The following is a 20,062-nucleotide window of genomic DNA, read 5'->3' on the forward strand; positions in this document are numbered from 1 at the left end:
TGCTACTGCATGAACGGTGCGCGGGTCAGGCACCCAACGTTATCCCGCCCTCGGCATCGATGGGAAAGTAGGGGTTGTGGGCCACTTCCCAAAGGTGGCCGTCGGGATCGGCGAAATAGCCGGAGTAGCCGCCCCAACTCGTCGCCTGGCCAGGCTTGATCAAGGTAGCGCCTGCGCGCTCCGACTCGGCCAGCACCGCGTCCACATCTTGCGGGCTGCGGGCGTTGTAGGCCAGGGTGATGCCGCCGAACTCGGCTCCCGAGTCGCTGATGCCGGCATCCCTGGCCATCGCTTCGCGGTGATAGAGTGACAGGATCATCCCGTTGAGTTGAAAGAAGACCACTTCGTCTTCCACCGCCTGCCCGACCCGCCAGCCCAGCCCGCGCTCGTAGAAACCTCGTGCCCGCGTCAGATCCGCCACACCCAACGTAACCAGACTCATGCGCTGTTCCATATCGTCACCCCCTGAATAGTAAGAAAAGTGGCTGCACGGTCCTGCGGGAATAGGCGCTCATCGGCGGATTTTGGAGCTACTATATGCTGATGCTTTTGCCCAATCGCCGGACCACCCGCTCGCCGCGCAAGGAGCCCTTCATGCCCGATCGCATCCTCGTGTTCTACGGTTCTTACCGCTCCGATCGCGCCGGCATTCGCCTGGCCGACTACGCCGTGCGCACCCTGCAGGCCCGCGGTTGCGATGCCGAGCTGATCGACGCCAGAAAGCTCGACTTGCCGATGCTCGACCGCATGTACAAGGAGTATCCGCCGGGCGAAGCGCCGGCGACAATGGAAACCCTGGCGGGCAAGATTCGCCAGGCGGACGGCTTCGTCTTCGTCACCGGCGAATACAACTGGGGCATGCAGCCCGGTCTCAAGAACCTGACCGATCACTTCCTCGAGGAATGGTTCTGGCGCCCGGCCGGCATCTTCAGCTATTCCGCCGGGCGCCTCGGGGGGGCGCGCGCCGGCCTGCTATGGCACGGCACGCTCGCCGAGATGGGCATGGTGGTCATCTCCAGCCAGGTCACCGTCGGCCCGATCGCTCAGACCCTGGACGCCGACGGCAACCCCACCGGCGATGCCGGCAAGTCGCTGGAAAGATCCTTCGCGCGCTTCGCCGACGACCTCGCCTGGTGGACGCAAGCCGCCAAGCGCCAGCGGGAGCATGAAGAGCCGCCGTTTTGAGACATCGCCAGCGGTTGGAAATCAGCGCCGTCGTGCATAGCGACCGATCGCAACGCGGGCGGCTGTCGGCAGGTGGCTAAGACGAGGGATGGCTAGGAGCGGCGCTCATCCAATCGCCAGGCCACTTCGACGAACCGCGTCACACCGGCCTCGCGGAAGTTGAGTGAATCCTGGAGCACGTCCTTGCGCGACAGCTCGGTGATTGCATAGCGCTGACCGTAATGGCGCCTCAGTTCCCCCTGCGGCACCGGAAACGGCGGGCCGTCTTTCTCGGCCGGATCGTACTCGAAGGTGATCAATAGCTGCGGCGCGCCAGCGCTCAGCGCCAGGACATGTTCGGTATAGCGGGGCCGCATCGCCGGCGGCAGCGCCACCAGCGCCGCCCGGTCGTAAACCAGATCCACCGAGCCGAGCTCCGCCGCCGTCAGGGCGAAAATATCGCCCTGAAACACCGTCAGCCCGCCGTGACGCCAGCACCGGCCGCCGGCCCACTCGCTCGGTTGCGGGTCGGCGCCGAGCTCCGCGAATAGCTGCGCCACGGCAATCTCGCTCAGTTCGGCGCCGACGACCCGGTAGCCCTGCCCCAGCAGCCAGCCGATATCCAGTGTCTTGCCGCACAGCGGCAGGAAGACTCGCGCATCCGCGGCCAGGCCGAAGCCGGGCAGGTTGCGCTTGAGAACCGGATGCACGAAGGGCAGATGAAAGCCCAATTGATCGTTCTGCCACCGGGACTGCCAGAAAGCGTGTTCCACTGCGCCCCCTCATTTGCCTATGGGAGTTCGAGATAGCCCAACCTGGGCGTAGCGCTGGGATGTTCGCCCACTCTCAAAGCTGGGCCTCGATCGCCAGTTTGTCGATTATCGACCAGACCTCTGTGATCTTGCCGTTCTTGAAGGCGTAGAAGACATTCTCGCTGAAGCGCACTTTCTTGCCGTTCACCGGCAGGCCGAGGAAGCGCCCCTTGGGCGTACAGTGAAAGCCCAGCCGGCTCGCGACGCCTTGCGCGTCAGCGATCAGCAACTGGATCTCGAAACGCAGGTCGGGGATCTCCGAAAAGTCCGTCTCCAGCATCTCGCGGTAACCCGAGAGCCCGATTCGCCGGCCATTGTGGCGCACGTCGTCATCGACGAATGCACCTAGATTCGGCCAATCCTGTTCGTTGAGACACGCGATATAGCCTCGGTAGAGGCCGGGAAGCTCTTGTTCGGTCATGCCATCACCCGTGGTCGAGGAAGCGGAGATCGTGATATTCGAGATTCTAGCGCGCCTGGCGTTCGCGCTCCCGCATGAGGGAGCGAATCCTTTCGGCATCCGCTGCCGTGACCGGGTCATAGACGATCATGCCGAGATCCGTCGGGTGTTGCGGCGCACCGATCTCGAGCGGCTGGAGATGCAGCGAGGTCGTGCGAGCCCAGGAAAACGCCGCCGGTCGCGACCGGCGGCGTGGACTCACTCGCGGTCGGGTCACGCCCGGCCGGGCGGCAATCCCATCTTTTCCAGCGTCAGCGTTTCATCGGCGCGTCCCCAGCCGCCATCGGCGACCTCCTCCACCAGCACCATGGTGTAGGGGCGCACCTCTTCACCGAAATACTCGACGAACAGTGCGGTGGTGCGATGGATGATCTCCTCCTTGCGGGCATGATCGAGGATGCCCTCGGGAAACTTGTAGTTGGCGAATGGCATGGCTATCTCCTTGGAACGAAATGCTCGGGCGAAGCGGCTGAATGGCGGGCGCGCTTACACCATGCCGCCGTTGACGCGCAGGACCTGGCCATTGATCCAGCCGCCCTGCGGTCCGGCCAGAAACGCGACGACGTCGGCGATCTCGTGGGGCTGTCCCAGGCGTTCGAACGGCGCCAGATTGGCGATCGCCTGGACCTGCTCCTCGCTCTTGCCCTCGAAGAACAGCTCGGTGGCTACCGGGCCCGGCGCCACGGCATTGACCGTGATTTTGCGGCCGCGCAGCTCGTTGGCTAGCACCTTGACCAGCCCCTCGACCCCGGCCTTGCTGGCGATATAGGCGCCGTAACCGGGGAATGACTTGCCCAGCACCGACGAGGAGAACGCGATGATACGACCGTCTTCGCTCACGGTTTCGGCGGCCTTGGCCATCACCAGCCAGCTGCCGCGCAGGTTGGTCGCCAGCGTCTTGTCGAGGATCCCGACATTGTCGGTGGTGATCCGGGCCATCTGCATGATCCCGGCATTGTTGATCACCGCGTCGAGCCGGCCGAACGTCGCCAATGTCTGTTCGAACAGCCGGGTGACGGCGTCCGAATCGGCGATGTCGGCCTGCACCGCCAGCCCGCGGCCGCCCTGGGCTTCGATATCGGCGACCACCTGTTCGGCGAGCGCGGTATTGCCGGCGTAGTTGACCACCACCGCGAAGCCGTCGGCGGCCAGCTTGAAAGCGATGTCGCGGCCGATCCCGCGGGAAGCGCCGGTCACCAGGGCGACCTTGTGTGTCGTGTTCGTCATGAGTCGATACCTCTGCAAGTGGACGCGCTCAGTATTGGCGTTCCAATCAGGCAGATAAATCAGCTAATCTGCGAACACTATTCAGCCGAGTTAAACAATTCCAATGGACCGATTCGCTGCGATGACGCTCTTCGTGCGCATCGTCGAAAGCGGCAATTTCACCCGAGCGGCCAATGCGCTGGACATCCCGCGCGCGACCGCCACCCTGGCCATCCAGCAACTGGAGCGCCGACTGGGCGTACGCCTGCTGGAGCGCACCACCCGGCAGGTACGCCCCACGCCCGAGGGCCAGACCTTCTACGCACGCTGCATACAGCTGTTGGCGGAACTCGAGGACGCCGAAGCCACCCTCCAGCCGGTAGCCAGCAATCCGGCCGGCGTCCTGCGCGTCGAGATGCACGGCACCCACGCCAGCCAGATCGTGCTGCCTCGCATCGATGAGTTCCATGCCCGCTATCCCCGGCTCGAACTGGTGATCACCAGCGGCGACCGGCTCGTCGATCTGGTCGGCGAAGGCGTCGACTGCGCCATACGTGGTGGTACCCCCCGCGACTCCACGCTGGTCACGCGACGCCTGGCCGACTTTCCCCAGGTGATCTGCGCCAGCCCCGCTTACCTCGCAAGGATGGGCACGCCACAGACGCCGGAAGCGCTACGCGATCATCACGCCGTCCGCTTCGTATCGGGAGACAGGGCGCCGGACGCCGAGCTGGAGCTGATGATCGGAGGGCAGGTCCGTGCCTTCGCCGCCGGTGGCTGGCTGACCGTCAACGACGCCGAGAACTACGTCGTCAGCGCGCTCAAGGGCTGCGGGCTGATTCAGGTGCCCCGCTTCCATCTCGAGCAAGCGTTGGACAGAGGGGACCTGGTTGAAGTGCTCGCCGAATGGGAGAAACCCAGGCTGCCGATTCATCTGGTCTATCCCCACCGCAGGCAGCTCTCGCCGCGGGTCCGGGTCTTTCTCGACTGGCTGGTCGCGGTCTATGCAGAACGCTTCGGCGACAGTCGCCCGCGGGGCAATGCGTAAAGCGTGTCCTGGCGCACCGGTTGGCGAACGTGGCTGGCGAGTGCCTTAGCGACCGCGAGGCAGGTTGAGCGTGACCAGCGAGACCCCCACGATCACCACCGCGGCGCCGACCATCTGGCTGAGCGTGATGGGCGTGCCCAGCAGCCAGTAACCCAGCAGCATGGTCGCCACCGGCAGCAGGTTGAGCGAGGTAGCCGTGCGGCTCGGGCCGACCAGCAGCAAGGCGCGGTTGTAGCAGACCAGCGCAACCAGCGAGGGGCCGATCCCCAGATACAGCACCGTCGCCAACGACGCGCCGTCGAGGTGCCAGACGGTATCCAAGAGCCAGTTCTCCAGCAGCGCCAGCGGGACGAGAAACGCCACCGCGATGCCGGTCATGGGCACCAGCGAGGCGTAGAACGGAATCCGCCCCAGCCATTGACGAACCGCCAGCATGTAGAGCACCCAGGAAGCGACGGCGCCGCCCACGAAGGCATCGCCCACCCGCAGGTGGTGCAAGATGCCCAGCGGCTCGCCGTCCGTGACCACCCAGGCGGCGCCGAACGCGGACATGACGATGCCCGCCCATTTCACACCGCCGAGCCGCTCGCGGAAAAACAGCGCCATGACCAGCGCCGTCACGGCCGGGATCATGCTCTCCAGCACCGCCACGTTGGTGGACTCGCTCGTTTGCAGCGCGGAATAGAGGGTGGCGTTGAACAGCGCCATCCCGGTGATAGCCATCGCCGTCAACGCCTTGGCCTGCCGCCGCAGAACGTCGCGCTGCCGCCAGGCCGCGCGGCCGAAAAGCGCCAGCACGGCGATGAAGGCCACCAGCATTCGCGCCAGGCTGAGCGTCAGCGGCGGCAGGCTCGCCGTGGCCAGCTTACCCACCAGCAGGTTGCCGGCGAACAGCAGGACGACGATACATAGATACAAAATGGCGCGAACGGTCACGAGAGCTACCCCAACCAACGAAGCTAGTAACGGTAGTGACTCTTCATGGGCGGGGCAACCGGCCAGGCTCGCTTGGGTACGTCACCCTCCTGCGCCGGGGCATCTCGGTGCAGGGGGACGACACGACACTCGCGCGTCTTCACATGCTCACAGCCCGAACATCAGCGAGCGATGCGCCGCCACTCCGGCCATCGCGCCATCCGCCACGGCGAAGGTGACCGAGCCCGCCGCGCGGGCTACGTCGCCGCAGGCGAAGATGCCGGGAATCGAGCTCGCCTGCATCGCATCGGTCTTGACCACTTCGCCCATCGGCGTCTCCTCCAGCGCGCAGCCGATCCGGGTTGCCAGCGGGCCGAGCCGGATGCGCGGCGCCACGAACAGGCCGGAAAGCGCAAAGACCCGACCGTCGCGCATCACGATCTCGACCCCCGCGCTCGAACCTTCCCGCCCGGCGAGGCATTCCACCGCGCCCCGCTCGACCCGCGTGGCGCGTGCCTCGAGCTGGGCCAGTTGATCGGCGTCGGGCTCGAAGACGTCGTTGAGAAACAGCGTGGTCTCGCCCCAATCCGGCAGCATCAGGCCGTGATGCAGCGAAAGCTCTGAGGAGGCCAGCACGCCGATGCCGGTCCCACCGAGCTCGTAGCCGTGGCAGTACGGGCAGTGGAAGACGTTCCTGCCCCACTGCTCGGCCAGGCCGGGAACGTCCGGCAACTCATCGCTCACCCCCGTCGCCAGGATGACGCGCCGCGCCTTGACCGTGCGGCCATCGGCCAGCGCCAGCGAGAAGTCGTCCGCCGCGCCGGTGACGGACTCCACCCGCCCCGAGCGCCACTCGACCGTCGCGTACTCCATCAACTGACTGCGACCCTCGGCGGCAATTTCCGCCGGCGGCGTGCCGTCCTGGGTCAGAAAACCGTGCGAGTGGGTGGCGAAGCGATTGCGCGGCTCGCCTGCATCGACGACAAGCACCCGCCGCCGCGCCCGCGCCAGCTGCAACCCCGCCGTCATCCCCGCATAGCTGCCACCGATAATCACTGCATCGAACGTCATGGTCATGGCCTTGCCCTCGATCCGTTCAAATCACAATATGTATCTTTTATTGATACATTAAAAGGCGCAAACGTCAATGCGCCGTTTCAGGGCGGTGCAGGAGGGACGGTCTGAGTAAGGCGGAGGAATCAGTGAGCGGGAAACCGATAGCCATTCCGAGTGGCGATCTCGTCGAACTGAGTCGCCAGTTCGGCCAGCGTGACCGAGCCCAGGCGCGCGATCAGCAGCGCTTCCGCTTCGCGCATGGCGTCGAAGATCGCCGCGTTGACCACCTTCTCGACCGCGCAATCGGGGTTTTCGCGGTCGGTGCCGATGGCGAAGATTCGCGGCCCGCCAACGGCGTTATGCACGTCCAGTAGCGTGACGCGGTTCAGGTCGCAGCCGATCAGCCAGCCGCCGTTACGGCCCTTCTCGGCGCGTACGTAGCCGGCCTTGCGCAGCCCCGCCATGGTCCGCCGCACCACGGCGGCGTTGGTGCCCAGCATCGTCCCGATCTGCTCGGAGCTGATGGGGCGGTCCTGGCGGGCCATGTGCAGCAGCACATGAAGCATGCGGGAAAGGCGGCTATCGGTTCTCAAGGGGACGTGCCTTTGGAAACTGAAGGGGCAGATTAGCATGCCGACATCGCGGCAACAGTGACCTCGATTGAGCCCGCCGGAATTCGTGGGGCATGACGCCGTCGCTCAACCCATCTCGTCACGCGCAAAGCGCTTCAAGCGCACGTCCACGGTCACCGTTAGTGACTCGAGCGCGGCCGCCCTCGCCCGGCCCTCGGCATTGGCGCGATACAGGTGCGGCGTCATCGCCAGCAGATCGGCGATTTGCTCCGCACCGGCGAGCGTCAGCGGGTAGCGAATCGTCTCGATACCAAGCGGCGTGAAGCCCTCCGGCACTGTGGCATCGCCCGAGCGTTCCGGCTTCAGGGTCGGGTAGATGATCTCGCGCAGCTCGAGCAGGTGATCCGGCCCGGCATCGACCTGCAACAGCTCGCCGCCCGGCTTCAGCGCCCGGGCGAACTCGCCATACACGGGGAAACCGAACAGGCATAACAGCCGGTCCAACGTGCCCGGCTGCACGGGCAGCCTGGCGTTGCTGCCCACCACCCAGTTGGCGCGCCTGTCCTGCTTAGCAGCAGTAAGTACCGCCCACTTGGAGATATCCAGCCCCAGCAGCGCCAAGGGTTGCCCGTCATCGGCGGCGGCATCGGCCAGCTCGCGCAGGTAGTAACCCTCCCCGCAGCCGGCATCCAGGCAGCTGGCCGCGGCGTCGGCCGACAGCCCCGCCAGCGCGGCCCGGCCGAGCGCCTCGGCGATCGGCCGGTAATGGCCGGCGGCGAGGAAGCGCTGACGCGCTGCCACCATCTCCTTGCTGTCGCCCGGGTCGCGCGAGCGCTTGTTCTGCACCGGCAGCAGGTGCACGTAGCCCTGGCGCGCGATATCGAAACTGTGGCCACTGGCACAGCGCCACGCGTTGACGCTTTGCTGCAGGGGCTCGCCGTCCAGCGGGCAGGCCAGCGCCTGAAAAGGGGTAATGCTCATGATCGTCGCTGGAATCCTCGCCTGTCAGATACGCAGAACCCGCCGGTTGGCGGGCTCCGATTTCCCTCTACTTTACCTCGCGACAAACGCTGCGTTCCATTCGGCCATCGCGGGTGGCCTTCGTTGGCTATCCGAAGGCTAGCCCGCGCCGTGGCGGGACGAACCTTCGGGACTCTCGACGCGAGCGACATCGTGTTCGCTGATGACCGTCACCTCTCTCGGCCACCACTCGGGGTGGTTGTCGCGGATGAAGGTCATCAACCGCTCACGGACGTTCATTTCGGCGATCCAGCCGGCGAAGGGGTCCGACGTCATCAGATAGCAGACCACCGTCTGGGCCCGCTCGGTCTGCCCCGTCACGTAACAACAAAGCTTATGGTGCTCGATGACGCTGTCCTCCTCCTGCGCGTACTCCAGGAATTTTTCCCTGAGGCACTCGATATCGGCGCTCAAGTGCAGGATCAACTCCAGGCTTCTGCACTCCTTGGTGCTCTTGACCGAAAGATTCTCGAAGGGCTTGGAAACGAAGTACGTGACCGGCACGATCACGCGCCGCTCGTTCCAGCACCTCAGACGGATGAAGGTATAGAAGATGCCCTCCACGTAGCACCACTGGTCTTCGAACATCACCAGATCGCCGATGCGTATGGGCTTCGCCAACGACAACTGAAACGAAGAGAGAATGTTGCCAAGGACGGCCTGGCCGGCAATACCCACCAGTACCGTCAGGACACTGGCCGAGGCCAAAAGGGATATCCCCAGCGACTCGAAGAGCTGGATCTGACTCAGCACGTAAATCGAAACGGCGGTCACCGTGATCAGGATGATGATCCGGCGCAATGCGTAAAGCGTCGTCAGCAGCTTACGCTCGTCCCTGGGCTTGGTGTCGTCGATCTGACCCATGAGGCGCCGCGTCATTCTCAGCATGAGGGTATCGACGAGGCGAAGCGCTACCGTGCCGGCCCCCCAGGCCAGAATGGCTATCAACAGCACTCGAAAGGACGTGGTTACCACGGCCGAGAAAGACACCACATAGTCGAGCAGCATCTGGCTAACCAACGACATGACGATGAGCGCCGCGGGCACCTTGACCCGGCCGGCGAAGATGCTGGGTGCGCCGGAAGGCAGCCAGCGTGCCATCAACCCGAGCAGGTGGTAGGTCGCCCACCCCACCAGGCCAACCACCAGCAGGAAGACCGGGATGGCTATCCATTCCCAGATCTTGAGCACCCCGAACGAGGCCTTGAAGCGCTCGGGGATATATTGCTCCAATAAGGAGGGCCCGTAGTCCTCATACAGCAAAGGGACCGACGAAACGCTATCCGGCATGATCAGCCAGATCGGCTCCTCGTTGCCCACCCGGTATCGGCCCAGGCGGATGTCGTAGATTTCGCCCTTGGCCTTGAGCGATGCCAGCTTGAGATTGCGGCGCGGTTCCCCCGCCTGGGGATGCTGGCCCGACGGGTCCTCGATGGCGGCATCCTGGCGCCCGGGAAGATTGGAAACATCGAGCCACTCGCCACGCTTGAGCACCTCGGACAGCTTTCTGGCTAACTCACCCCCTCGCTCGCGCTGATCCGCCGGGGACAATTCGGAAAGATTTAGGATGTGCGCCGCCGCCTCGAACTTACCGTTCTTGGTCAGGGCCAGAAAGCTCCGTATCGCGTCGCGCGGCGTTATTCGCTTGACTCCCCCGGGGGCTTCGCCCAGCCCCGTGTTCAGCGACTCTACGGAGAACCAGCGCGTCTCCTCGCTCCCCTCGCCCTGCGTTTGCGCCACGCACAGACTGGCAAAAGTGAGCGCTACCGTAGCGACTAGCCACAGTAGCCATGGGCCATTCTTCTTCATACGTCCCTTACCGATTCAGTGGGTCATCCGTGTAGTCCACCTGGCACCGGATCGGTCCCGATCCGGCCGGGCCTGCGCCTGGCGCCTAGCTACCCGGGTCAGTGGCTGATCGCAGTACAGCGCACCGGATATTGCCTCGTCCAGCTTTTGGTGGCCAGCGGCAGGGCGTCGAGCATTACTCGCCTAACAAAAAAGGGCCGGCACTTACACAATGCCGGCCCTTTTCACGAGGCGGTAACATACGGAGGTTCAGTTGAGAGGGCTTCAGCAGCTTGTGAGGCAAGTGGCTCAGCGAGCGGGTGGTTCAGCTAACGGCCAAGGCTACCGCAATAGTGCCATCCCCATTAGGTGGTCAGTAGATTCTGGAGGGCCTGCTTAAGCGCATCCTGGCTAAACGGCTTGGTCAGCTTCGGCAGGTAGGCAGGTAACTGCAGCCGCTCGGTATAGCCCGATGTCAGGATAAGCGGGAGATGCGGCCAGCGTTGCTGGATGGCTTCCGCCAGCTCGGACCCGGTCATCTTGGGCATGGCATGGTCAGTGATGACCAGATCGACGGAGTCGTCCTGCTTGAGGATCTCGATCGCCTCGCTCGCGTCGCTTGCCTCGATGACCTGATGCCCCAGGTCTTCCAGCATTGCAGTCATGCTGAACAGAACCAGGCTGTCATCATCGACGGCCAGTATCTTGAGCGATTGTTCAACCCGTTCTCTCGGTTCGGGCTGCTGCTGTGATTGGAGATCGGCCTGGCCTTCGCTGCTTTCGTGCTTCTTGGCCGGCAACCAGAGTTCAACCGTAGTGCCCTGACCCTTGTGGCTATCGATGTGTAGGCGCCCCGCCAATTGCTCGGCCATACCGTGCACCATGGACAAGCCCAGCCCAGTCCCCTCGCCCAGGTCCTTAGTGGTAAAAAACGGATCCATGGCCTTGGCTTTCGTCGTCTCATCCATGCCTTGCCCCGTATCCGTCACGGCAAGGCGCACATACGGTCCCGGTTCCAAGGCCATGGCGTGGCCCGGCGTAACGATCTCATTATTCGCCGAGAGGATAATATTCCCCCCCTCGGGCATGGCGTCACGCGCATTCACCATCAGATTGAGCAGGGCGAGTTCCAGTTGATTGGGGTCCGCCATAACGGCGTCCAGCTTCATGGAGAAGCGGGTCTCGATATGAATCTGCGGACCCAGTGACCGTTGCAGCATATCCGCCATGCCATGGACCAGCGCCGGCACCTCAAGCGCCTCGGGACGCAGGTCCTGGCTCCGCGCGAAGGTCAACATGCGCTGGGTCAGCGAGACGCCGCGCTGGGCCCCCTTGATGGCATTGTTCAGCAGGCGCGTCGCCTTTGGGTCGTTCTGGAGATGCCCCGCGGCGACATTCAGGCTACCCAATATCACCATCAACAGGTTATTGAAATCGTGGGCGATTCCCCCGGTAAGCTGTCCGAGCGATTCCATCTTCTGCGACTGGAACAGGGCTTCGCGTGCCCGTGCCAGAGCTTTTTGCGTCTCTCTCGACTCGGTAATGTCCCGTGTGACCTTGGCGTACCCGAGCAGCGTGCCATCCTCACTGCGTATGGCATCGATGACCACATGCGCTATGAAAAGGCTCCCGTCCTTGCGCTGGCGACAACCCTCCTTCTCGAAGCGCCCCGTGGTGCGGGCGATGGCTAGCCCCCTTTCAGGCTCGCCCCTTGCCCGATCCTCCTCGGTATAGAAACGGGAAAAGTGCTGCCCGATGATCTCCTCCGGCGCGTAACCCTTGATACGCTGGGCACCCTGATTCCAATTGCTTACCCGGCCTTCCGGGTCGAGCATACAGATTGCATAGTCGGTGACGCTCTGCACCAATAGCCTGAACTGGTGCTCGCTCCTGGCCAGCGCAGCTTCAGCCTGCTTGCGCTCGGTAAGGTCCCGGGTCACCTTGGCGAATCCTATCAACTCCCCCGAGGACGCCCAGATAGGGTCGATGACGACATTGGCCCAGAAGTGGCTACCGTCTTGGCGGACCCGCCAGCCTTCGTTCTCGAACCGACCTTCAGTTTCCGCGGTGGCAAGCGCATGTTTCGGCAGCTCCGCCCGCCGGTCGGATTCGGTATAGAAAACCGAAAAGTGCTGTCCGAGGATCTCGGCTTCTTGATACCCCTTGAAGCGTTGGGCACCGGGGTTCCAGCTAATGACCCGGCCCGAGGGATCGAGCATGAAGATGGCGTAGTCCGTTACCGCGTCAACGAGCAAGCGGTAGCGCCCTTCTTCGGTCGGACCCGCGTCGAGCTGATCAGATTGGTCCATGAACCACCTAACGTTAGATAACTAAAAATTCATATTTTACACAGCCCCAGTGGGATTTGACGTATCGCGTGAGGTGCTGCTGGTGAGGTACTGCCAGATAGCCGCAGGATGGTGATACTCTCTCGTCTAACCGAGGGTTTGCGCACCCAGCACACTACCGTCCGGGGATGCCATTACCCTGCGGCTCCCTACGTACTTAGCTTTGCTTGTGTCCCTATCGGCCACTGTCCTAGTGGCTTGACCGAAGCCAGCCTTGGCTTGGTAACGTTTTGCAACAAAAAAGCCTGTCGGTAAAGGCAGGCTTTCGTATTAAGCGTTTGATACAATGGAACTAAATGTCTCTTTCAGTCTCGTTTGAGCGCTCTCCATTCGACAGCCGAAACCGCAGCCCTGGTTCAGCCCGCTCGGCCGTGAGGCGCCAGCCATGCGTCATGGCGATCTCCTGGCAGATTGCCAGGCCGAGCCCGGCCCCGTGATCGCGCCGGTGCGCGGCACGCCAGAATCGCTCGAACAACAAGGGAAGCTGTGCTAAATCGACGCCCGGTCCCCTGTCCCGCACCGTTACCGTCTCGCCTTGGATCTCCACACTGACCGAGGTCCGCGCGGGCGCATGCTGAATGGCGTTTTCCAGCAGGTTCTTCAGCAGTGTGAAGCAGGCCGCGCGATCGGCCCTCCACTGCACGTCCTCGACAGCGCGCACCGTCAGGTGCACGTCGGCGGTTTCGGCCATGCGCTGCAGGTAAGCGGCGGCCTCGTGGGCGATCTCCTGCACCGAAACGACGGCAAAGCTATAGTTGTGCGCCTCGCTCGCTTCGGCCAGGAGCAGAAGCTGCTGCACCTGCCGCGTCATGTATTCGACGTCGCTCAACAGCGAGTCGCGGTCGTTCCCGCCATCCTCTCTCAACTCGATCTGGGCACGGATCAACGCAAGTGGCGTCTTCAATTCGTGTGCCGCGTTGGCAAGAAATTCCTGCTGCACGCGATAGCCCCGTTCGAGATGCTCCAGGGCGCGATTGAAGCTGTCGACGAGCGGCGTGATCTCCGCGGGCACCGCGTCCGTATTCAGTCGGGCGTTGATGGAGCGCGGCGAGATGGCCGCCGCGGACTCCGATACGTCTCGCAACGGCTTGAGGGTATAGCGCAGGGTGATATAGGCGCACAACCCGAAGGCGACGAACAGCACGAGTCCAAACACCGCCACGCCAGCGACCACCTGCGGCAAGGCCACGATATAGACGACATCCAGGAACCTCGCACTGACCGCGAATTGCAGATACCACCTTCGCCCCTGATGCTCGAGGGGCTGTGTGGCGCCGTAGTAGGTCTTTCCCTCATGCTCGAAGGTGAAGTTGCCACGCGCCAATCGTCGAGGATCGCCGTCGGCCGGCCAGAAGGCTTCTCCGGCACTCGAAACCACCGCCACGTTCCCGGCGTCATCCAGAATCCGATAGGCCGTTTCACGCTGCGGGCCTTCGTACAGCCAGGCGCGGTCGTTCATGCTCGCGTCGAAGCCGACGGGCCGACCACGACTATCGAACTGGACATTGTCCACCAGCCCCTCGGCCGCATCGGCCAGGTCCATCCGCGCCAGCACGTTGCTCTGCAGCAACGCCGTCGCCGCGATCACCAGCAGCGTGATGCTGAGCACCATGCCCGCCACATAGGCCAGCAGGACCTTGAATCGCAGACTATTCAGTGGCATCACCTTCGCGAAGCGCATACCCCAGCCCCCTGACGTTGACGATCCGCTGGCGCGAGCCGATGGCGAGCAGCTTGCGACGTAGTCGATGCAGGGCCACGTCCAGGGCGTTGGGCGTGACCGCCTCGCTCAGCCCCCAGGCTGCCGCTTCCAGCGCGCCCCGCCGCACGACCTCATCGTGTTTGTGCAAAAGCAGTTGCATGATGTGCAGTTCCGCCGGGGCCAGGGTGACGCTCTCTTCGCCGCTGCACAGCACGCCGGTCTCGGAACGCAGCGTCAGGTCGTCGTGACTGGGATCGAGCGCATGGAGTGCCACGGGGCGGCGCAGCAAGGCCCGCACGCGCGCCACCATCTCGTCCATGGCGAACGGCTTGGGCAGATAGTCGTCGGCGCCGGCTTCGAGGCCCGCCACGCGGTCATGCAGCGCATCGCGTGCCGTCAGCACCAGGCACGGCACGCCCAGACCGGCGTGGCGCATCTTCTGCAGCAGGATGAGGCCGTCACCGTCCGGCAACCCCCGATCGAGGATCAAGCCCTGATAGGGCATCTGCTGGATGGCCGCCCACGCAGAATCGATGCGATCGGTCACATCGACGGCAATGCCGGCGGACGCCAGTCCCTTGCACACCAGCCGGGCCAGCCGGTCATGGTCCTCGATCAGGAGTACTCGGCTCATCAGAAACTGTAGATATAGCCCACGAACACGGCGTTGGCTGTCGAGCGATCCACCAGCGGGCTGTCCTTGATTTCGTCAGCCAGGCTCGTCACCTCGACATCCATGAGCACGGAATGGCGACTATTGAACTGATAGGCGCCACGCACGCCCAGCTCGGTGCTGACGCCGGACTCTCCCGAGTAGACGGGACGGCCAATGCGGGCCTCGCTGTCGCGGACGCCGAAATAATAGTCAATGTACTTATCGTCCTGCCAGGTCGCGCCCACGCGCGGGGTGAGCATCACGTGTTCGCCGAATTGCCAGGTTCTCTCCAGGCCGAGATTGAAGCGCTGACCGTTGCTGTCGCCCGAGGCGTCGGCGAGCCATTCGGCGCTGACCTCGAACAGCTCGCTTTCCCATTCCATCTTGGCGCCCGCCCAGAAGCCACCATCGCGATCGCTCATGCCGTCGAGGATATCGGCGTCGCCTTCCTCGTAGCCGCTTTCATCGTACTCGGCGACGATGCCGAAGTTGAGCGCTTGTGAGTCATTGATATCGACACTCGGCAGCTTGAATTCGATCTGCGGGCCGAACACATGGATGTAGCGATTCTCGACCTCGAGCAATGGTAGCGGGGTGTTTTCCCGATCGATATCGGTGTAAGGCTCCTGCTCGCTCATCACGCCGAGGCCCAGCGCCCAGGATGTCGACCCGTCGTCGGCCGGTTCCCCGGCGAAGGTCGTCATCGGTGCGCAGAGCCCGATGACAAGCATTGATACGGCCGCCTTGCGCGAGGCGGAACCATGGAAGATCGAGGCGGGCGGGTACGATAGAGACATGGGGTTTTCTCGCATGACATTGAAGGACAGAGCTCACTTTCGCAGCCGTCCTCTTACTGGAAACTTACCGAAAGTCCCTCGATCGCTGCGAGCCGCCGGTAAGTATTCTGAAAGACGCGTTACCGGATAGTCCCGTCCCATGAGAGACGAGGACACCGCATGATTTCATACCCCGGTTTCATTCCCGTTGCCTTTTTGTCCCGCCGATGCTCGGCAGTGCTGCGTGGCAAGCAGGGAGCGCAACGATGAGAAGACTACGCGCATTCGCGGCCGCCTTGGTGATCGCTGCGATCCTGTTCGTCGCTGTCGCATGGACCCTGCATGCCACCCGCAACGCCGCAGGTGAAGAGCAGGCCATTGCGGTCGCGCAGCCCGCGCTGAGCGTGGCGGTCACGACGCTACGCCCCGCCACGCTGCCGATCCGGCTCCCCGCCAACGGGAACGTCATGGCCTGGCAGGAGGCCAGCATCGGCAACGAGACGGACGGCCTGCGTCTGGCCAGCGTCGAGGTCAACGTCGGCGATATCGTCCGGCGCGGCCAGGTGCTCGCCACTTTCGCATCCGACACGCTGAGCGCCGAACTCGCGCGCAGCCGCGCCGCCGTCGCCGAGGCCGAGGCGGTTCTCGCCGAAGCCAAGGGCAACGCACGGCGCGCCCGCAAGTTGCAGGTGACCGGCGCGATGACGGCGCAGCAGATCCAACAATACCTCACGGCGGAACGTACCGCGCAAGCACGCCTGGAAGCGGCGCAAGCGGACGAAAGAACGCAGCGGCTGCGCTTGGCCCAGACCCAGGTAATCCCCCCCGACGATGGCGTAATTTCGGCCCGCAGCGCCACGGTCGGCGCGGTGCTTCCCGCGGGCCAGGAACTGTTTCGGCTGATCCGTGATGGCCGGCTCGAATGGCGCGCCGAGGTCGCCGCGTCCGATCTCGCGAAGCTGCAACCCGATCAGGTCGCCAGGCTCACCCTGCCGGGAGGCGGCGAGTTGGAGGGCCGTGTGCGCACGATCGCTCCGCTTGTGGACGTCTCCACCGGCAATGGCATGGTCTATGTCGACCTACCGGCAAGCGACGTCGCTCGGGCGGGAATGTTCGCGCGTGGCGAATTCGAGCTAGGAACGCGGCAGGCTCTGACCCTGCCGCAAAGCGCGGTGCTGCTGCGCGACGGCTTCAGCTACGTGATGCGTCTCGGCCCGGACTCCCGGGTCGTACAGACCAAGGTGACGATGGGCCGGCGGGTGGGAGAGCGCATCGAGATCGCCGGCGGCATCGGGGCGTCGGCTCCGGTGGTTGCCTCCGGAGGCGCCTTCCTCGGCGATGGCGATCTGGTTCGTGTGGTCGAGGATCCATCATCGTTGGATGCCATGAACCGAGCAGAGGAAACGCCATGAACCTCAACGTTTCCGCCTGGTCGATCCGCAACCCCACCCCGGTCGTACTGATGTTCATCGTGATCACGCTCGCGGGCTTGATGGCCTTCAGGACGATGAAGATCCAGGAATTCCCCGACGTCGAGATACCCGCAGTCAGCGTAACGGTTTCGCTACCCGGCGCCTCGCCCGCGCAGCTCGAAACCGATGTGGTGCGCAGGATCGAGGATTCGCTCGCGACGATGCAGGGGGTCGATCACATCACGAGCACCCTGAGCGACGGCAACGCGATCGTCACGGTCGAGTTTCGCCTCGAGAAGCCGCTGCAGGAGGCTCTCGACGACGTGCGCGACGCCGTCGCTCGCGTACGCGCCGACCTTCCGGCCGACCTGCGCGACCCGGTGATCGAGAAGGTGGAATTCTCCGGCAGGCCGATCCTGACCTATACGGTCGCCTCGTCGCGCATGGACGACGAAGCGCTTTCGTGGTTCGTCGACGACACGCTCAGCCGGACCCTGCTCGCGGTCCCCGGCGTCGGCGCCGTCTCGCGGGTCGGCGGCGTCACCCGCGAAGTGCATGTCGATCTCGATCCGGCGCGGCTGTTCGCGCTGGACACGACGGCGACGGACATCTCGCAACAGCTAAGCCAGGTGCAGCAGGAGGCGTCGGGCGGGCGTGTCGATCTCGGCAATGCCGAACACGCCGTGCGCACGATCGCCACCGTGCAGACCGCCGAACAGCTGGCCGATCTCGAAATCACCCTGGGCGACGGCCGAAGCATCGAGCTCGGCCGGGTAGCCGCCGTCTCCGACACGGTCGCCGAACCACGTTCGGCCGCACTCTTGAATGGCAACCCGGTGGTCGGCTTCGAGATCGCGCGTGCGCGGGGATTCGGTGAGATCGACGTCGCCGAAGGGGTGCGCACCGCGCTCGATGCGTTGAAGGCAGAGCATCCCGACATCACCGTCATCGAGGCGCTCAATCTCGTCGATCCCGTCGTCGAGAACTACCAGGGCTCGATGTGGCTGCTCTACGAGGGGGCGGCGCTGGCGGTGCTGGTGGTGTTCCTGTTCCTGCGCGACTGGCGGGCGACCTTCGTGGCGGCGGTCGCGCTGCCGCTGTCGGCGATCCCCACCTTCGCGGCGATGTACCTGATGGGCTTCACGATCAATATCGTGACGCTGCTGTCGCTGTCACTGGTGATCGGCATCCTGGTCGACGACGCCATCGTCGAGGTCGAGAACATCGAGCGCCACCTGCTGATGGGCAAGAAGCCCTACCAGGCGGCGATGGAAGCCGCCGCCGAGATAGGCCTGGCGGTCGTCGCGACCACCTTCGCGTTGATCGCGGTGTTCCTGCCGACGGCGTTCATGAGTGGCATCGTCGGCAAGTTCTTCGTGCAGTTCGGCTGGACGGCGGCGACCGCGGTGTTCTTCTCGCTGGTCGTCGCCCGCCTGCTGACGCCGATGATGGCGGCCTACCTGCTGCGTGCGCCGAAGCCGCATGCCGAGCGCGAGCCGCGCTGGATGAGTGTCTACCTGGCGGGCGCACGCTGGTGCCTGCGCCATCGCCTGCTGGTGATTGTCGGCTCCTCGGCTTTCTTCGTCGGCGGATTGGCGCTCGCTACGACGCTTCCCGATGCCTTCATTCCAGCGGATGACAACTCTCAAACCCAGGTGACCCTCACGCTGCCGCCCGGCAGCAAGCTGCGCGACATGCTCTCGCTCGCCGAGCGGGCGCGGGGCATTCTCCAGCACCACGAGCACGTGAAAAGGGTTTACACGGCGATCGGTGCGGGCAATTCAGGCGACGATCCGTCCGAGTCGACGGGCGCTACCGGCGCTGATGTCCGCACCGCCGTGCTGACGATAAACCTAACCCACCGTGACGACCGTCCGGGCTTGAAAAGACAGGCGATCGAGGCGCAGTTTCGCGATGGCCTTGCAACGCTGCCCGGCGTGCGCGTGAGCGTAGGCGAGGGCGACTCGAGCGAGAATTATGTGCTGGTACTCGCCGGCGAAGACAGCCGAATACTCGAGCATCATGCGCAGCGGGTGGAGCGCGAATTGCGCACGATCCCCGGCATCGGCGCGGTCATCTCGAGCGCGGGCCTGGCACAGCCCGAACTTCTCGTGCGGCCCGATTTCGCGCGCGCGGCCGACCTGGGCGTCAGCTCGGCGGCGATCGCCGAAACGCTGCGCGTCGCCACGCTGGGCGACTACGATCAGGAACTCGCCAAGCTCAACCTGAGCGAGCGCCAGGTACCCATCGTCGTCAGGCTCGCCGATGCCGCCCGCGAGGACCTGCAGACGCTCAAGCGTCTGCCGGTACCCGGTGCGCGTGGAGCGGTACCGCTGGAAAACGTCGCCACCCTAGAGATCGGCAGCGGCCCTTCGCAGATCACCCGCTACGACCGCATGCGCAACATCAACTTCGAGGTCGAATTGAACGGCCGGGAGCTGGGTGAGGTGGAACAGGCGGTACTCGCGCTGCCCAGCCTGCAGAAGCTGCCGCCGGGGGTAACGCGGGCATCGAGCGGTGATGCCGAAGAGATGGGCGAGCTCGCTTCCGGCTTCGGCCTGGCAATGCTGACCGGCGTACTGTGCATCTACATGGTACTGGTGCTGCTGCTGAAGGACTTCGTGCAGCCGGCGACCATTCTGGCCGCACTGGTGCTATCGGTTCCAGGCGCATTCCTGGCGCTGTTCGTCACCGGCTCCGCGCTGTCGATGCCCTCGATGATTGGGCTGATCATGTTGATGGGCATCGCGACCAAGAACTCGATCCTGTTGATCGACTACATCATCATCGCCCGCCGCGATCATGGCCTGGAGCGCCGGGACGCGATCATCGACGCCTGCCGCAAGCGCGCCCGCCCAATCGTGATGACGACCATCGCCATGGGTGCCGGCATGCTGCCGATCGCGCTCGGCTGGGGCGCCGATCCCAGCTTCCGCGCGCCGATGGCGATCGTCGTGATCGGCGGCCTGCTCACTTCAACGCTGCTGAGCCTGCTCGTCATTCCGGTGGTGTACAGCTACGTGGACGACGTCGTGCAATGGACCGTCCGGCGCTTTGGAGGCGAACGCCGGGCATGCCAACCGTGAGCGCGAATTCTGGTGTAGATTGCTTAAACTCTCGATTACTTC

18 protein-coding genes are annotated in these 20,062 nt (G+C 64.2%); 4 read left to right on the top strand and 14 right to left on the bottom strand.

Annotation, left to right across the window (positions count from 1 at the left end; genetic code table 11):
- Positions 1-25: 25 nt before the first annotated feature.
- The gene (locus tag R6258_RS09685) at positions 26-442 is read right to left on the bottom strand and encodes a VOC family protein (RefSeq protein ID WP_318449607.1); all 417 of its coding nucleotides are present in this window, start codon (positions 440-442) and stop codon (positions 26-28) included.
- Between the two features lie 152 nt (positions 443-594).
- Between R6258_RS09685 and R6258_RS09690 the strand changes: the two genes are divergently transcribed.
- Entirely contained in the window at positions 595-1,185 is a 591-nt protein-coding gene (locus tag R6258_RS09690; RefSeq protein ID WP_318449609.1) for an NAD(P)H-dependent oxidoreductase, read from the top strand.
- A 92-nt stretch (positions 1,186-1,277) separates the two neighbouring features.
- On the opposite strand, the gene tmpT is transcribed toward R6258_RS09690, so the two are convergent.
- The 4 genes from tmpT to R6258_RS09710 all read right to left on the bottom strand — a co-directional run bounded on the left by tmpT (position 1,278) and on the right by R6258_RS09710 (position 3,663).
- Positions 1,278-1,937, bottom strand: coding sequence for a thiopurine S-methyltransferase (gene tmpT / locus R6258_RS09695; RefSeq protein ID WP_318449611.1), 660 nt, complete (start codon positions 1,935-1,937; stop codon positions 1,278-1,280).
- A gap of 73 nt (positions 1,938-2,010) precedes the next feature.
- Positions 2,011-2,397, bottom strand: coding sequence for an ester cyclase (locus R6258_RS09700; RefSeq protein ID WP_318449613.1), 387 nt, complete (start codon positions 2,395-2,397; stop codon positions 2,011-2,013).
- Positions 2,398-2,649: 252 nt separating this feature from the next.
- Positions 2,650-2,868, bottom strand: a complete 219-nt coding sequence (locus R6258_RS09705; RefSeq protein ID WP_318449615.1) for a 4-oxalocrotonate tautomerase family protein — start codon at positions 2,866-2,868, stop codon at positions 2,650-2,652.
- Positions 2,869-2,922: 54 nt separating this feature from the next.
- Positions 2,923-3,663: an SDR family oxidoreductase gene (locus tag R6258_RS09710; RefSeq protein WP_318449617.1), complete on the bottom strand. Its 741-nt coding sequence runs from the start codon at positions 3,661-3,663 to the stop codon at positions 2,923-2,925.
- Between the two features lie 103 nt (positions 3,664-3,766).
- Here R6258_RS09710 and R6258_RS09715 point away from each other — a divergent pair, with 103 nt between their 5' ends.
- Positions 3,767-4,690: a LysR family transcriptional regulator gene (locus R6258_RS09715; RefSeq protein WP_318449619.1), complete on the top strand. Its 924-nt coding sequence runs from the start codon at positions 3,767-3,769 to the stop codon at positions 4,688-4,690.
- Positions 4,691-4,735: 45 nt separating this feature from the next.
- Here R6258_RS09715 and R6258_RS09720 read toward each other — a convergent pair whose 3' ends face one another.
- From R6258_RS09720 to R6258_RS09760, 9 genes are all read right to left on the bottom strand, one after another.
- On the bottom strand, positions 4,736-5,626 hold the full coding sequence (locus R6258_RS09720; protein ID WP_318449622.1) for a DMT family transporter: 891 nt from the start codon (positions 5,624-5,626) through the stop codon (positions 4,736-4,738).
- Positions 5,627-5,773: 147 nt separating this feature from the next.
- Positions 5,774-6,676, bottom strand: a complete 903-nt coding sequence (locus tag R6258_RS09725) for an NAD(P)/FAD-dependent oxidoreductase (protein ID WP_318449947.1) — start codon at positions 6,674-6,676, stop codon at positions 5,774-5,776.
- A gap of 128 nt (positions 6,677-6,804) precedes the next feature.
- Positions 6,805-7,254 (bottom strand): Rrf2 family transcriptional regulator, encoded by a 450-nt coding sequence (locus R6258_RS09730; protein WP_318449623.1) that lies wholly within the window; start codon positions 7,252-7,254, stop codon positions 6,805-6,807.
- A 105-nt stretch (positions 7,255-7,359) separates the two neighbouring features.
- Positions 7,360-8,214, bottom strand: coding sequence for a putative RNA methyltransferase (locus tag R6258_RS09735; protein WP_318449625.1), 855 nt, complete (start codon positions 8,212-8,214; stop codon positions 7,360-7,362).
- A gap of 138 nt (positions 8,215-8,352) precedes the next feature.
- On the bottom strand, positions 8,353-10,062 hold the full coding sequence (locus R6258_RS09740; protein WP_318449627.1) for a mechanosensitive ion channel family protein: 1,710 nt from the start codon (positions 10,060-10,062) through the stop codon (positions 8,353-8,355).
- A gap of 344 nt (positions 10,063-10,406) precedes the next feature.
- The gene (locus tag R6258_RS09745) at positions 10,407-12,350 is read right to left on the bottom strand and encodes a PAS domain S-box protein (protein WP_318449630.1); all 1,944 of its coding nucleotides are present in this window, start codon (positions 12,348-12,350) and stop codon (positions 10,407-10,409) included.
- Positions 12,351-12,681: 331 nt separating this feature from the next.
- Positions 12,682-14,070: a sensor histidine kinase gene (locus tag R6258_RS09750; protein ID WP_318449632.1), complete on the bottom strand. Its 1,389-nt coding sequence runs from the start codon at positions 14,068-14,070 to the stop codon at positions 12,682-12,684.
- Complete coding sequence (locus tag R6258_RS09755) at positions 14,039-14,725, bottom strand: response regulator transcription factor (protein ID WP_318449634.1); 687 nt, start codon at positions 14,723-14,725, stop codon at positions 14,039-14,041. Before R6258_RS09755 ends, R6258_RS09750 begins: the two co-directional genes overlap by 32 nt.
- Positions 14,725-15,543, bottom strand: a complete 819-nt coding sequence (locus R6258_RS09760; RefSeq protein ID WP_318449636.1) for a MipA/OmpV family protein — start codon at positions 15,541-15,543, stop codon at positions 14,725-14,727. The genes R6258_RS09755 and R6258_RS09760 overlap by 1 nt, the downstream gene beginning before the upstream one ends.
- A gap of 245 nt (positions 15,544-15,788) precedes the next feature.
- Between R6258_RS09760 and R6258_RS09765 the strand changes: the two genes are divergently transcribed.
- Together R6258_RS09765 and R6258_RS09770 are read left to right on the top strand one after the other, a co-directional pair.
- On the top strand, positions 15,789-16,934 hold the full coding sequence (locus R6258_RS09765) for an efflux RND transporter periplasmic adaptor subunit (protein WP_318449638.1): 1,146 nt from the start codon (positions 15,789-15,791) through the stop codon (positions 16,932-16,934).
- Positions 16,931-20,020, top strand: coding sequence for an efflux RND transporter permease subunit (locus R6258_RS09770; protein WP_318449641.1), 3,090 nt, complete (start codon positions 16,931-16,933; stop codon positions 20,018-20,020). Before R6258_RS09765 ends, R6258_RS09770 begins: the two co-directional genes overlap by 4 nt.
- Positions 20,021-20,062: the final 42 nt, after the last annotated feature.

Source organism: Halomonas sp. HP20-15 (genome assembly GCF_033446685.1).
Taxonomy (GTDB): Bacteria; Pseudomonadota; Gammaproteobacteria; order Pseudomonadales; family Halomonadaceae; genus Modicisalibacter.